Annotated in this window: 17 protein-coding genes and 1 other annotated feature; all 17 genes read right to left on the bottom strand. The window is 32.5% G+C overall.

The genetic code is table 11. The features are described from left to right. Positions 1–2 precede the first annotated feature (2 nt). The 17 genes from BN1865_RS00920 to rplS all read right to left on the bottom strand — a co-directional run bounded on the left by BN1865_RS00920 (position 3) and on the right by rplS (position 15,023). The gene (locus BN1865_RS00920; protein WP_050635387.1) at positions 3–1,991 is read right to left on the bottom strand and encodes a ComEC/Rec2 family competence protein; all 1,989 of its coding nucleotides are present in this window, start codon (positions 1,989–1,991) and stop codon (positions 3–5) included. Next, on the bottom strand, positions 1,982–2,455 hold the full coding sequence (locus BN1865_RS00915) for a ComEA family DNA-binding protein (protein WP_050635386.1): 474 nt from the start codon (positions 2,453–2,455) through the stop codon (positions 1,982–1,984). The genes BN1865_RS00920 and BN1865_RS00915 overlap by 10 nt, the downstream gene beginning before the upstream one ends. A gap of 32 nt (positions 2,456–2,487) precedes the next feature. Beyond that, positions 2,488–3,480 carry a Holliday junction branch migration DNA helicase RuvB gene (gene ruvB / locus BN1865_RS00910; protein WP_050635385.1) on the bottom strand — a complete coding sequence of 331 codons (993 nt, stop codon included), beginning with the start codon at positions 3,478–3,480 and terminating at the stop codon, positions 2,488–2,490. A gap of 10 nt (positions 3,481–3,490) precedes the next feature. Continuing rightward, positions 3,491–4,057 (bottom strand): Holliday junction branch migration protein RuvA, encoded by a 567-nt coding sequence (gene ruvA, locus BN1865_RS00905; RefSeq protein WP_050635384.1) that lies wholly within the window; start codon positions 4,055–4,057, stop codon positions 3,491–3,493. Between the two features lie 85 nt (positions 4,058–4,142). Beyond that, positions 4,143–4,826 carry a DUF554 domain-containing protein gene (locus BN1865_RS00900; RefSeq protein ID WP_050635383.1) on the bottom strand — a complete coding sequence of 228 codons (684 nt, stop codon included), beginning with the start codon at positions 4,824–4,826 and terminating at the stop codon, positions 4,143–4,145. A gap of 16 nt (positions 4,827–4,842) precedes the next feature. Continuing rightward, on the bottom strand, positions 4,843–6,129 hold the full coding sequence (gene obgE / locus BN1865_RS00895; RefSeq protein ID WP_050635382.1) for a GTPase ObgE: 1,287 nt from the start codon (positions 6,127–6,129) through the stop codon (positions 4,843–4,845). Between the two features lie 57 nt (positions 6,130–6,186). Further along, a complete protein-coding gene (rpmA, locus tag BN1865_RS00890; protein WP_082189869.1) occupies positions 6,187–6,474 on the bottom strand; it encodes a 50S ribosomal protein L27 in 288 nt (95 codons plus the stop codon). Positions 6,475–6,478: 4 nt separating this feature from the next. Beyond that, complete coding sequence (locus BN1865_RS00885) at positions 6,479–6,802, bottom strand: ribosomal-processing cysteine protease Prp (protein WP_050635381.1); 324 nt, start codon at positions 6,800–6,802, stop codon at positions 6,479–6,481. Further along, positions 6,802–7,164, bottom strand: coding sequence for a 50S ribosomal protein L21 (gene rplU / locus BN1865_RS00880; RefSeq protein ID WP_050635380.1), 363 nt, complete (start codon positions 7,162–7,164; stop codon positions 6,802–6,804). Before rplU ends, BN1865_RS00885 begins: the two co-directional genes overlap by 1 nt. 19 nt (positions 7,165–7,183) lie before the next feature. Beyond that, positions 7,184–7,252: a sequence feature (ribosomal protein L21 leader region), on the bottom strand. Positions 7,253–7,339: 87 nt separating this feature from the next. Next, positions 7,340–8,245 (bottom strand): tyrosine recombinase XerC, encoded by a 906-nt coding sequence (gene xerC / locus BN1865_RS00875; RefSeq protein ID WP_050635379.1) that lies wholly within the window; start codon positions 8,243–8,245, stop codon positions 7,340–7,342. Continuing rightward, positions 8,238–9,530 carry a methylenetetrahydrofolate--tRNA-(uracil(54)-C(5))-methyltransferase (FADH(2)-oxidizing) TrmFO gene (gene trmFO, locus BN1865_RS00870; protein WP_050635433.1) on the bottom strand — a complete coding sequence of 431 codons (1,293 nt, stop codon included), beginning with the start codon at positions 9,528–9,530 and terminating at the stop codon, positions 8,238–8,240. Before trmFO ends, xerC begins: the two co-directional genes overlap by 8 nt. A gap of 43 nt (positions 9,531–9,573) precedes the next feature. Then, complete coding sequence (gene topA, locus BN1865_RS00865) at positions 9,574–11,649, bottom strand: type I DNA topoisomerase (RefSeq protein ID WP_050635378.1); 2,076 nt, start codon at positions 11,647–11,649, stop codon at positions 9,574–9,576. 49 nt (positions 11,650–11,698) lie between these two features. Beyond that, a complete protein-coding gene (gene dprA, locus BN1865_RS00860) occupies positions 11,699–12,463 on the bottom strand; it encodes a DNA-processing protein DprA (protein WP_050635377.1) in 765 nt (254 codons plus the stop codon). Positions 12,464–12,559: 96 nt separating this feature from the next. Beyond that, positions 12,560–13,186, bottom strand: a complete 627-nt coding sequence (locus BN1865_RS00855; protein ID WP_050635376.1) for a ribonuclease HII — start codon at positions 13,184–13,186, stop codon at positions 12,560–12,562. Further along, positions 13,171–14,040: a ribosome biogenesis GTPase YlqF gene (ylqF, locus tag BN1865_RS00850; RefSeq protein WP_050635375.1), complete on the bottom strand. Its 870-nt coding sequence runs from the start codon at positions 14,038–14,040 to the stop codon at positions 13,171–13,173. Before ylqF ends, BN1865_RS00855 begins: the two co-directional genes overlap by 16 nt. A 9-nt stretch (positions 14,041–14,049) precedes the next feature. Beyond that, complete coding sequence (gene lepB / locus BN1865_RS00845) at positions 14,050–14,598, bottom strand: signal peptidase I (protein WP_050635432.1); 549 nt, start codon at positions 14,596–14,598, stop codon at positions 14,050–14,052. A 74-nt stretch (positions 14,599–14,672) separates the two neighbouring features. Next, on the bottom strand, positions 14,673–15,023 hold the full coding sequence (gene rplS, locus BN1865_RS00840; RefSeq protein WP_082189868.1) for a 50S ribosomal protein L19: 351 nt from the start codon (positions 15,021–15,023) through the stop codon (positions 14,673–14,675). Positions 15,024–15,083 lie beyond the last annotated feature (60 nt).

Below are 15,083 nucleotides of genomic sequence, written 5' to 3'. Positions count from 1 at the left end.
AATCATTTCAAAATGTAACGTGATTTTCCATAAAATCGTATGTGAAACATGCCATCTTGATCAGTTCTTAAAATCGTTATTTTCTTTCTCTGTAATCTTTCAATAACTTCATCAGAAGGATGATGATAAAGGTTATTCTTTTTCACGCCAATCATAGCAATGCTGGGAGTAATATCATTTAAAAACTGTGATGAAGTTGCACTGCGACTACCATGATGTGAAACTTTTAAAATATCTACATCTAAGTTTTGCAGTTGAGATGATAAATCACTTTCTACTTGTGTAGAAGCATCTCCAGTCAGCAAAAGTGAACAAGCAGGTAATTGAACATACATGACTAAAGACTGATCATTTTTTTCAGTATAAATACGATCACTTTTTAACATTTGAATCGTCGCACAGCCAATTTGACGTTTTTGTTCATAACTCTCAACAATATGTTTAATTGGAAAATGCTCATGTAAAGATGTAAGTGCTCCACAATGATCATAATCATTATGTGAAATATAAACATAATCTAACTGGTCAATACCAATCGCTCGAAAATAGGGAATCAATGTTTGAGTCGCTAAATCATAATCCTTAATACCTCCTGTATCAATTAAAATATTCCCTTGATTCATAGGTAAACGAATAAGTGTACAATCGCCCTGTCCAACATCTATCATGGTGATTTCACCATATATTTTATAGCGACTATATACAAAAAAAGAAATAAACAAAGCCAACATAATCGCAATATATTTTTGAATAGGTTGTTTTAGCTCTAAAGAATACAGAATAAGAAAATAGATAATATAATATACTACAATAAACAAGAAATTAGGTTTAGCTATGTTCAAAAACGGTGTAAGTGCATCTAAAAAAGATAAAAGACTTTGAAATAAAGAAATCCATACAGATAAAATCGGAATACTCCATAAGCCAAGGACTGATAACCAGCATAATCCATAAAAGATTTCAATATAAGGTGTAAGAAATGAACTGACAAGATAACTGATTAATGGAATCTGATAGTTTAAATTTAAAATAATGGGGAGTGTTGAGGTATAAATAAGTAATGATGAATTTTTTCTTTGTTTTGTCAAAATAACAATAAAATATATAAAATAGGAAAAAACAAAAGAAATATTATAGATAATATAAGGATTATAAAATAAAGAAACAATGACTAAAAAAGATAAAACATCTAATTCATGAAACCATTTTTTAAAAAGATCATATAAAACAAGAACAAAAAAAGCCCGATACAAAGAAATTTGCATAGGCAAGGAAAAAATATAGATTGCTAAACAAAAATAGCTAAAAAGACGTGATAAGAATTGCTGAAAAAAAAGACCAAAAATTCTTTTGAATCCTAATACTAAAATATGAATATGCATTCCTGATAAAGCAAATAAATGAACCAGTGATAATTGAGCAAGCTGCTGATAATCATTTTCTATTGATTCACTTCTTTCTCCAAGTAAAAATAAACGTTGATAATCTTGAATCTGTGTTTGATTTGAAAAACGTTGTTGTAACCAATGATAAAAACTAGGATTGTGCTCTTGTGTCAGCAGTTTTTGACATGTTGCTTTATAAAAGACACGTTGACCATATAAATAAAGTTTTTCATTAAATGCATAATCATTTGTATTTTCATTCATATCTAAAGGTTTCACATTGACGCTAATTAAATCATTGTACTCTAATTGCTCATCATGATAGAGTTTCACTGTTCCTATATCAGTTTTTAAATAACAATAATTCTCACTCACCTTCATAACTTTTCCTGATAATTGACTTGGAAGTTCACTGATATGAATAGGTAATAAAAAAAGCAGGCCACTTAAAATCAAAAGCAAACTTAAATACTTCCAACCAAACCTCCATAACCCCCATAATCCAATCATCATAAAAACAAAATAAAATATAGGATGACAAAACCGACCAAGAACCACTAACAAACAACCAATAGCATAATAAAAAAGATGATATCTTATAAACATAATGAATCTCTCAATCGTAAATATGTCTTTTCACCTATTCCACTAATATTCATAATATCCTCCAATCTTAAAAAAGGCTGATTTTGACGATAATCAATAATTTTTTGAGCTGTTTTTTCACCTATTCCTTTGAGTGTCATTAATTCTTCTTGACTGGCATGATTTAAAGAAATACATGTTTCCTGCTGCAATGGTAAATACAAACGGGATTCATCAATAACTTCTTGTTCTAAAGATAAAGCATTGAGATTCGCATTATCTTTAACTCCAACCTCCAAGACAATATCACGGACATATTTATGACCTGTGAACTCATATTTCCCATTTTTTAAAAAAGCACCTTCTAAAGTGACGTATGATAAAGGTTCTGTTTCTATAGTTTCCTGTGTAGTACGTGGAAAATCATAAATAACTGAACATAACAACAAAATAAAAATACCTATGACTTGATATTTTCTTTTCATAATAGCCTCCTTTTCAAATAAAAAAAAGAATCCTAAGATTCTTTGATAATATGAAAATGCTGATAAGCCATTTCAGTCACAACACGACCTCTAGGCGTTCTTTTAATTAAACCTGTCTGTAATAAATAAGGTTCATAAACATCTTCTAATGTCATTGGTTCTTCACCAATACTAGCTGCAATAGCCTCTAATCCAACAGGTCCACCTTGAAAACGTTGAATAATTCCAAGGAGATATTTATGATCAACATCATCTAACCCTAATTCATCTACTTTTAATCTTTGCAAAGCTTCTACTGTTCTTTCTTTTGTGATTGTTTCATCACCATTGTATTGGGCAAAATCTCTCACTCGTCTAAATAAACGATTGGCAATTCGGGGCGTTCCTCGAGAACGTTTTGCTAATTCACTTTTTGCTGATTCTTCCATTGGAATATGATAAACCTGACTTGTTCGATGAATAATTTTGGTTAATTCTTCCTGATTATAATATTCTAATTTTGATACAATTCCAAAACGATCACGCAAAGGCGCTGATAAATCACCAGCACGCGTTGTTGCACCAACTAGGGTAAAAGGTGGCAAATCAATCCTAATTGACCTCGTTGAAGCTTCTTTACCAATGACCACATCAACACAAAAATCTTCCATTGCTGGATACAAAATTTCTTCAACAACTTTATTTAAACGATGAATCTCATCAATAAACAGGACATCACCTGGATCTAATGATGTTAATATAGCAACCAGATCCCCTGTCTTTTCAATACTTGGTCCTGTCGTCATTTTAAGATGCGTACCCATTTCATTAGCAATAATCATTGACATTGTTGTTTTCCCTAAACCTGGCGGACCATATAATAGCACATGATCCAATGATTCATCTCTTAATTTTGCTGCCCCAACAAATACTTTTAAATTATCTTTTAAATGTGATTGCCCAACATATTCATCAAATGATTGAGGACGTAATTGGCTTTCATCATCATCAATATGCTCTTCAACATCTAAAATATCACGTTCCATATGATACCTCCTATAACTTCACTAATAAACTTAAAGCTTTTTTAACATAACCATTTGTATCCAACTGTTCATTTGATAAACTATTCATGACTTTATCAACATCCTGACGTTTATATCCTAAAGCTATTAAGACTTCTATCGCTTCATCAAATTCAACTGATGTTAAAACCATCTCAGTCATCACAGCATTGAATTTTCCCTGTAAATCTAAAATAATCTGTTGCGCTGCCTTCGGACCAATGCCAGGAATTTTTTTCAAATAAGTAATATTTTTAGATTCAATGGCTTGAATAATTGCATTCACATCACCTGTAGCTAAAATTCCAATAGCTGTTTTACAGCCAATTCCTTTTACTAAAATCAATTTCAAAAACAATTCTTTTTCTTCTTTGGTTAAAAAACCATATAATACAATACCATCTTCTTTGACTTGCTGATAAACATAAACCAATGTTTCTTTGCCCTTTGTAAACTGATAGGGATTTGAAACATAAATCAAATAACCAATCCCCTGATTATCAATAACAATATGATCTCTTGCCATATCTACAATAACACCTTTTATATAACTATACATATCTTTACTCCTATTTCATAACATTGTCACTATTATAACATAGAAATGTACATAAATTAAAAAATGAGAATAAATTTCTCATTTTTTACATAAATAAACAAAGAATAATAGGTAGAAACATAGCTGGAATATAATTCATTAATTTGATTTTCGTTACCCCTAACAAATTAAGTCCAGTTGCTATAATAACCAAAGAACCAACACAAGTCATTTCATTAATGACTGCAGTTGTTAAAAGTGGTGCAGCTAAAGATGCCAGCAAAGTCAATCCACCCTGATAAATCAAAACTACACCCGCAGCCAATATCACACCAATTCCAAGCGTTGAGGCAAAAATCATAGATGAACAAAAATCCAATGTTGCCTTTGTATAAAGCATCGTATTATCATTAAGCAATCCAGCATTTAAACAGCCAACAATTGTCATTGAACCAACACAGAACAATAAACTTGATGTAATCAATCCTTCAGAAATAGAATGTTTTTGATCTTGTTTTTTCACAAACTTCTCTTCTAAACGATTCACTGTATTTGTAACTCTTTTATCAATATCAATGCCTTCACCAATAACGACACCAATGACCATCGAAACAATCATAATTAAAGTATTTTCACCTTTAAAAGCTCCTTGAACACCAATAAAAATTGTACACAAGCCAAGTGCTTTCATCATTTGATTAGCAATTCTTTCAGGAATTCCCTGATTTAAAAACAATCCAATAAGACTTCCCAAAAGAACAGTTCCAGTATTGACTATCGTTCCTAACATATTATCCCCCTATTCATTATTCGTAGAATTCAAACTCAAAATCAAGAATTGAAACTGTATCGCCAGGTTGAACTCCAGCTACACGTAAAGCATCATCCAATCCAATATTACGCATTTTTTGAGCAAAACGTTTGACCCCATCATCACTACCAAGCGATGACATTTGAACAATTCTTTCTACTTTTGCACCTGTTACATGCCAATTTCCATTACCTTCGTTTTGAATTTCGAAACCAATTTCATCATCACCCTCATAAGTATAAAGAACACTATTTTCCATTTCTTCCTCTTCACTTGTAAATGATGGTGTTTTATCTAATAAATCAGCAATGGCATATAATGGCATATCAACACCTTCTTGAATTAAAGCAATAACTGGAAAAACCGGAATATCATTACCAATTTTTTCTTTAAAGACTTTTAAATTTTCATCAGCATTTGGTTCATCCATCTTATTAGCAATAATAATCTGTGGTCTTTCTAGTAAACGGTATTTATATTCACCTAATTCCTTATTAATAGCTAAATAGTCTTCATAAGGATCACGACCTTCACTGCCACCCATATCAATGACATGAACAATCACTCGACATCTTTCAATATGTCTTAAAAATTGGTGACCTAAACCTTTTCCCTGACTTGCACCTTCAATTAATCCAGGTAAATCAGCCATAACAAATGAACGTCCATCCTTTGCCTGAACCACACCTAAATTAGGAACAATTGTCGTAAAATGATAATCTGCAATTTCTGGTTTGGCACGTGTTACAACTGAAAGAAATGTTGACTTTCCTACTGATGGAAAACCGACTAACCCAACATCAGCTAATAATTTCAACTCACAAACCAAATTATGTTTTTCACCTGGTTCCCCACGTTCACAAATTGTAGGAGCTGGATTACGACTAGTCGCAAAACGGGCATTTCCACGTCCACCACGTCCCCCTTTAGCAATCACTGCACGTTGTTTATCGTGAGTTAAATCTGCTAAAATCTTACCAGTATCTTGATCATAAATCACTGTCCCAACAGGAACTTGTAAAATCATATCATTGGCATCAGCCCCATGCATTTTCTTAGCCATTCCCTGACCACCATTTTTAGATATATATTCACGACGATATCTAAAATCTAACAAAGTTGATAAAGATGTTGTTGCTTCAAAAATAACACTTCCACCTTTACCACCATCGCCACCAGCTGGACCACCTTTAGGAACATAAGCTTCACGTCTAAACGCAACAACTCCATCGCCACCTTTTCCAGCTTCTACATATATATTGACTTTATCTATAAACTTCATTCTTTCACCTTCTTTCCTATTTTTTCAAAAAAAGAACCCCATTTAAGGGGTTCCCCATTAAGCTACTGGGTAAACAGAAACTTTCTTTCTTGTTCTTCCGTCTCTTTCGAATTTAACAACACCATCTACTTTTGCAAATAATGTGTCATCTCCACCTTTACCAACATTTACACCAGGATGAATTTTCGTTCCTCTTTGTCTGTAAATGATTGAACCTGCTGTACAGAATTGTCCATCAGATAATTTAGCCCCTAATCTTTTTGAGTGAGAATCACGACCATTCTTTGTTGACCCAACTCCCTTTTTAGAAGCGAATAATTGTAAATCCAATAATTTAAACATCATGGTTTCATACCTCCATCTTTGTAATCTTTATATATTTTGATTGAGTGTCTTCAATCGTCTCAAGAATTGTCACAAATGTCTCTAGTATCACCTGGACAACGCTATCACTTTGATTTACCTCAATATGTGCAAATCCCTTTTGAATATCAATACTTCCCATCTGCTGATCAAGAAAATGATTCTTGACTAATGCATTAGCAACACCTACACAAGATATTGTCACTCCTGCACAAACTAAATCTTTACCTCTCTCATCACTATTGGCATGACCGGAAATCTTGATATCTAAGATTTGTTGATGATTTTCTTTAATAACAACCTGAATCATTATTCTGCAGCTGCTTCAACTGTTTCTTCTTTTTTAGCAGCAGCTTTTCTAGCTGTTTTTTTGATATCTTCAATAACTAATTTTGTATAAGGCTGTCTATGACCTTGTTTCTTATGATAATGTTTCTTAGGGTTATATTTGTAGATAACAACTTTCTTTTCTTTCCCTTGTTTTTCTACTTTTGCTGTGACAGTTGCACCCTTGATATATGGGTTACCAATTTTATTTGTTTTATCACCAATGAATAAAACTTTATCCAAAACAACTGTTTCTCCTTCAGCAACATCTAATTTTTCTACAAAAATAGTATCTCCAACTTCTACTTTTAATTGTTTTCCACCAGTTTCAATAATTGCGTACATGATGTACCTCCTTCTTTTGTAATGTTCTCAGACTCGCCAACCAAGGCAGCATTGCTTTAATACCTCTTATGCGCGGTTGTAGCTAGAGGTCTACAACATTAGTATATTAGCATTTTCAACTGAATACGTCAATATTTTTTTCAAATTTATTCAAACAGATAAAACCTTTCGCTTTTTATTTGTTCCTTGGATGAGCATGATCATAAACTTCTTTTAAATGCTGATTTGTAATATGTGTATAAACTTGGGTTGTTGAAAGATTGGTATGTCCTAATAATTCTTGCACAACTCTAATATCAATACCTTGTTGTAAAAGATGCGTTGCAAAAGAATGACGAAAGGTATGAGGATGAATTTTTTTAGTGGCATCAAAATGCTGCATGACTCGATTGACAATATCCTCAACACCACGGTTTGTCATCTTTCCACCCAATTTATTGACAAACACATATGAGTGCTCTTGGTGTTTTTTAGCCATCAATTCCTTACGATCTTCAGACATATAATCTTTTAACCACTGAGCAGCATAATCATGAAAAGGCACATAGCGATCTTTATTGCCTTTTCCATGAATAAGGAGAAGCTGTCTAGAAAAATCAATTTGCGGAATTGTTAATTCAACAACTTCACTACATCTTAAACCTGATGCATACATTAATTCTAGCATCGCTTTATTACGTCGTCCCAATGATGTATTGATTTCAATACTATCTAATAATGCAATCATTTCATCAATATAAAGGAAATCAGGATTTCTTTGTGGCTCTTTTAAAGAATCAACAAGCAAAAATGGATTATCTACAATTAGTTCCTGATTTAAAAGATAACGATAAAACCCTCGAAGACTACTCATTTTATGATTAATTGTTTTGGCTGATAGATTTTCTTGATGAAGTTTCGTCAAGTAACCTCTTAAAAAAGCATACTCAACATCACCAAAACTATTGATATTTTGTTCGATTAAATAAACTGTAAATTGTTCAATATCTCTTTGATACCCGTCAATTGTTAAAGGGGAATAATTTTTTTGATATTTCAAATAATCAAGATAATCATGAATATCTTTTTGGAATTTATTCATTGTTGATAAATTCCTTCATCACTTCAATCGCACGTGTTGCATAAGCCTGTTTTCTTTCCTTTTTCTTAATACGAGTAGGAAAATCTGGTAAAATACCAAAATTGGCTTTCATTGGCTGAAAATCTGTTTCACTGCCATGGGTAATATAATAAGCCAAAGCCCCCATAACGGTTTCACGTGGAAAAACCAACAGATCTTTTTGCAAAAGATAACGTGCCATATTCATCCCAGCAACCATTCCACTTTGAGCCGATTCTACATATCCTTCAACTCCAGTCATTTGTCCGGCAAAGAACAAATCTTCACGTCCTACAAACTGATATGTAGGTTTTAAATAACGTGGTGAACAAATAAAACTATTACGATGCATGACTCCATAACGAACAATATGTGCATTTTCCAATCCAGGAATCATATGGATAATACGTTCTTGTTCTCCCCATTTTAAATGTGTCTGAAAGCCTACGATATTATAAAGTGTTCCAACTGCATTATCTTGACGTAATTGAACAACTGCATGTGAACGTTTTCCACCATCTTTTTCTAATCCAACTGGTTTCATTGGCCCAAACAATAATGTTTGTTTACCACGCCTTGCGATTTCCTCAAAAGGCATACATCCTTCAAAAAACTTTTCTTCATGTTCTTTAGGCTTGACAACCTCAGCATTGATTAAAGCTTCATAAAAACGATCAAACTGTTCTTCATCCATAGGACAATTGATATATTCAGCATTGCCTTTATCATATCTTGATTTAAAATAAGCAATATCAAAATTAATACTCTCTTTTGTAATAATAGGAGCAGCTGCATCATAAAAATAAAAATAATCTTCCTGCAACAAATCTTTAATAGCTTGTGATAATGGTTCACTTGTCAGTGGTCCTGACGCAATAATTGTTGGTCCTTGAGGAATATCAGTCACTTCCTGATGCACCACTTCAACTAATGGATGAGAAGAAATAAATTCCGTAACGGCTTTTGAAAACCCAATACGATCAACTGCTAATGATCCTCCAGAAGGAACTTGATGTAATCTTGCAAATTTCATAATGACACTCTCATTCATTTGCATTTCTTCTTTTAAAACCCCAACAGCATTATTTAATCCATCAGCTCTTAATGAATTGGAACAAACCAGTTCAGCAAAATAATCTGTCTTGTGTGCATCCGTTGTTTTAACTGGTCTCATTTCATATAAACGCACTGGAATCCCTTGACGAACCAATTGATAGGTTGCTTCTACTCCTGCCAACCCTGCACCTATAACATTTACTTTTTCCATTTCTTTTATCTCCTCCATTAAGAAAGCCCCATCAGGGGCTTTTCTACTTAATAATTGTTTTACACTTTGGATATGCAGAACAAGCTTTAAATTCACCAAAACGCCCTTTTTTAATGACTATTGGACTACCACAATTTGGACAAACTTCATCAGTCATCACTGGTTCAGCTTTTTTCTTTTCATTCTTGATATATTTACATTCTGGATAATTTGAACATGCCTCAAATTTACCATAACGACCTTTTTTAAAGATCATTGGACTACCACATTTTGGACATGTTTCCCCAGTATATTCAACTTCTTCAGGATCCTTTTTAATGTATTTACAAGTTGGATAATTTGAACATGCTACAAATGTTCCATATCTTCCTTTACGAATAACCAAATCTCCACCACATTCTGGACATTGCTCACCCGTTTTTTCAGGCTGAATTTGTTCCATTTTATCATATGCATTTTCTAATAAAGGTTCAAACTTATCTTCAAAAGTTGTTAAAGCATGAACATAATCATCTTCACCTTCAGCAATTTCATCTAACTCTTTTTCCATTTGCGCAGTGTATTCAACATTAATAATACTATCAAAGAATTCAACCAGTTTATCATTTGTAAGAATTCCTGAATCGGTTGGTTTAAATGCCTTATCAGCCATTTCTACATATTGTCTTGTGACGATTGTATCAAGAATACTTGCATAAGTACTTGGTCGTCCAATACCTAATTCTTCTAATTCTCTAATCAATTTTGCTTCTGTATATCTTGCTGGTGGTTTTGTAAAGTGCTGAGATTTTTGAATATCTTGACTTAAGAGCGCTTCTGATACATTGACTTCAGGTAAAAATTCATCTGTTTGTTTTTCATAAGCACTATAAACTCTTAAATATCCATCAAAAGCAATAACCGAACCACTGGCTTTGAATTCATAACCATTATTATCTAAAGCGACAGTTGTTGCATTTAATTTTGCTGGTGCCATTAATGAAGCAACAGCTCTGGCATAAATCAGTGAATAAAGTTTCAATTCATCAGCTGTTAAATATTCTTTCATACTTTCAGGAGTACGCATAACACTCGTTGGACGAATTCCTTCATGTGCATCCTGGACATTTTCTTTTTTCTTAGAAACTTTCACACTTCCAACATAATCTTTGCCATATTTTTCTTGAATATAATGTTTAGCTTCATCAATAAATGTATCAGACAAACGAATAGAATCCGTTCTCATATAAGTAATTAACCCAACGGTTTCTTCTCCAATGTCAATACCTTCATATAACTTTTGAGCAATCATCATTGTTCTTTTTGCTTTAAAATTCAATTTAGAAGAAGCTTCCTGCTGTAAAGTTGAAGTAATGAACGGTGGCTTAGACGCACGTTTCTTTTGTGTCTTTTTCACATCTGAGACAATAAATTCTTTATTTAAAGATTCATAAACATGTTGTGTCTCTTCAGCATTTTTCAATTCAATTTTTTTATTCTGATATTTAGCCAGCTCTGCTTCAAAAGAAATATCATCTTTTTCAAACATCGCTTTTACACGCCAGTATTCTTCAGGAATAAATGCTTCAATTTCTTTTTCTCTTTCACAAATCAATCGCAAAGCAACTGATTGAACACGACCTGCTGATTTTGATTTAATTTTCTTTTGTAATAATTTAGAAAGCTTAAATCCAATAATTCTATCTAAAACTCGACGTGTCTCTTGTGATTTCACAAGATTTTGATCAATCGTACGCGGATGATTTAATGCATCAATAACAGCATCACGTGTAACCTCATTAAAAACCACACGATTTGTTAAAGTCTGATCCAACCCTAGCACTTCAGCCAAATGCCATGAAATAGCTTCTCCTTCACGGTCAGGGTCAGTTGCTAAATAAACATAATCAGCATCTTTTACACATTTTTTTAATTCTTTAACAACATCTTTTTTCTCTTTATTTATGACATAGTTTGGTTTAAAACTATCTTCTATATCTACACCTAAACCACCTTTTCCGGTTGTGGCCAAGTCTCTAATATGTCCTTTTGAAGAAGTCACCTCATAATCAGCACCCAAATATTTTTCAATCGTTTTGGATTTTGAAGGTGATTCGACAATCACTAAATTCTTACCCATCATTTTACCTCCTGTGTTTTTTCTATTATTAGGTCTTTTTTGAATTTTGTCAACCAAAATCTTCATCTTCTATAATATCCTGCACATTTGTCACTAACTTTGCCCCTTGTTTAATCAACTCATTACAGCCATCAAAGTCATCAAATCTGCCTGGCACACAATAAATATCTTTTCCTTGTTCTAAAGCATAACCAGCTGTAATCATTGTCCCACTTTTTTGTCTTGCTTCAGTAATCATCACCTTTTCACTAAGTCCAGCAATAATCCGATTACGAAACGGAAACAATCTTTTCTGGGGTGATGTCAAAAACGGATATTCACTCATGACAAGATGAGATTTCTTGAGTTCATCATACAATAATCTATTCTCTTTAGGATAACAATATTCTATCCCTGTTCCTAATACTGCAATTGTTTTTCCACCTTTATTCATAGCTGTATGGTGTGCAACTGTATCAACACCTCGAGCCATCCCACTTACAATAACATAATCATGATTGACTAATCCAGATACAAAATACTGAGTTGCCCTTTTCCCATAATCGCTCATTTCACGCATACCAACAACACCCATAAGTTTTTCTTTCACCAATGCCAAATTACCATAATAATATAAGACAAACGGTGGACAGTTAATCTGTTTCAAAGCTTCCGGATAATCGTCACTAAAAATCGTTGTATATTGACATTTCAACTGCTTTTTTAGGTCATATTTTTGAACTTCATCAACCTCTTCCTTTTTTAATAACGCATTGTAAATACTTTGAAAATCACCTGCATACTTTAACGAAAAATATAATACTAATTCTTCCATATAATAATCCTCCTACTTCTTATATACACAAAAAAATCCCATTTTTCTTTTTTTATTTTTAAAAAAATAAAAAAAATTATACAAAAATGTATAATTTTAAAGTTCAAGTACCAATTGTTCATTTAAAACATCAATAACAGGTTGAAAAGAACGACGATGAATTGGTGTAACACCATATGTTTTCAATGCTTCTTTATGTTGTTTCGTTGGATACCCCTTATGCTTAGCAAAACCATATTCAGGATATATCAAATCATATTCTTTCATAATACGATCACGTGTCACTTTTGCTAAAATACTTGCTGCCCCAATACTTAAAGACAAACTATCACCTTTAACAATAGCCTGATGTTCAATCGCATCACCTAAAGGCATAGCATCACTTAAAGCATAGTCAGGATGAATACTGATATGTTTAATCGCATCAAGCATTCCTTTTTTACTTGCCTGATAAACATTGAGACGATCAACTTCTTCAACATCTATAATTTCAATCTGATATGCCAAAGCATCACGAATAATGATATCATATAAAATATCTCGTTTTTTTTCTGACAGTTGTTTTGAATCATTAATCATATCATTATAATACCCTTTTTCAAAAATAACTGCCCCAACAACCAAAGGTCCTGCCATTGGTCCACGACCAGCCTCATCCAAACCGATGACATACTTTTTTCCTAAAGCATATGCTGATTGTTCATACTCTAATCGTTTACACATGCTGGCTCCTCCCAAGTGATTCTGCCAATACTTCCATCATTGATTTCACTAAAAAACAATGCCATTACACGATCATAATCCGTTTCACCCTTTAATGGCTTAATTTTACGTAATTGCGCAATATGATCAAAAGTTTCTAATAACCAGTCAGGATGATCCAAATCAATTTCTAACTGATAACGCTGTTTTAATACTTCGGGATAATGGATCGTTAAATACTTCATTGCTTCAATAAACAAATCATCTAAAGGTAAAATCGTTTGTTTAATTGATCCTAATAAAGCAATGTTTTTTGCAACTTGTTCATTATCAAATTTTGGCCATAAGACCCCCGGTGTATCAAACAATTCAAAATCTTTATCAACCTTAATCATCTGTTGTGCTTTCGTCACTCCAGGTCTATTACCAGTGACTGTTGCTTTACGATTGGCTAATTTATTAATAAATGTTGATTTTCCAACATTAGGAATACCTAATACCATCGCGCGTATTGCTCGTGGTTTTAAACCTCTTGATAATTCTTTTTCCATTTTAGGCTTTAATACCTTACGACATTTTTCAATAATCTTTTGATACTCATTAAAATTCTTTAAATTCACACTCATTGACTGATAACCTAACGATTCATAATAACGAACCCACTTAGCAGTTATTTGTTCATCAGCCATATCTTTCTTTGTTAAAACAATAAGACGAGGTTTATTTTTAACAATTTCATTGATCATTGGATTTTTTGATGAATAAGGGGCTCTAGCATCCACCAATTCAATCACAATATCAATCACTTTCATTCTTTCACTAATTTGTCTTTTTGCCTTGGCCATATGGCCAGGAAACCATTGAATTTGTGCCATATATTCCTCCTATTTTATCCATTGAACATCATCAAAAGGAAAGATAACAAGTCCTTTCATACCAATAATATCATCAATTGTAAAAGCACCCAAATCTCTTGAATCAGTTGATCTTAAACGATTATCCCCCATTACAAAATACTCTCCTTCATTGACTGTCACTTTAAAATCATCAGTAAAGTTTTTTGCATTATATGTTATTTTTGATTCTTCAACGAAATCTTTATCTAAAAAATCCTGTGGTGTTTCTTGATTATTCACATATAAAATATCATCTTTAAATTCAATTGTATCTCCTGGCATCCCAATAACTCTTTTAATGATTTTTTCTTTTAAAGTTTCACTATAAATCACAACAATATCAAATCGATGAATATTTTCTTCTTTGACTCCAATTGCATTAATCATAGCTATACTTTTATCATGTAAAGTATTTTCCATTGAAATACCATCAATTCTCACTGGAATGACCACAAATTTAAAAATCCCTATTGTTATAACGATAACAGCTAACATTTCCAGTAATGAATATAGCCACTTCTTATTCTTTTCACTCATATTATCACCTTTTTCTATTATACCTTCATCAGTCATAAAAAACTAGAAAAAAAGTATGGGAATTCCCATACTTCCTATTTACGAATTTCTTTAATTCTTGCAGCTTTACCAGATAATCCACGTAAGTAATGTAATTTAGCTCTACGAACTTTACCGATTTTAGCAACTTCAATTCTATCAATAATTGGAGAATGAATTGGGAAAGTTCTTTCTACACCAACTTGGTAAGAAATCTTTCTAACAGTAAAAGTTTCAGAAATTCCTCCACCTTTTCTAGCAATACAAACACCTTCAAATAACTGAATACGTGTTTTATCTCCCTCTTGAATTTTAACATAAACTTTAACTGTATCCCCAGCTTTAAAATCAGGAACATCTTTTCTTAATTGTTTCTTAGTAATTTCTTGTACTAATTGCATATTCATAATATGACTTCCTCCTTCACAAAATTTAGTCTACGAAGTTCATACGTTTAATAACCAGCG

It is taken from the genome of Candidatus Stoquefichus sp. SB1 (assembly GCF_001244545.1).
Lineage (GTDB): Bacteria > Bacillota_I > Bacilli_A > Erysipelotrichales > Coprobacillaceae > Stoquefichus.
This window is presented reverse-complemented; position numbering and strand designations above follow the sequence as displayed.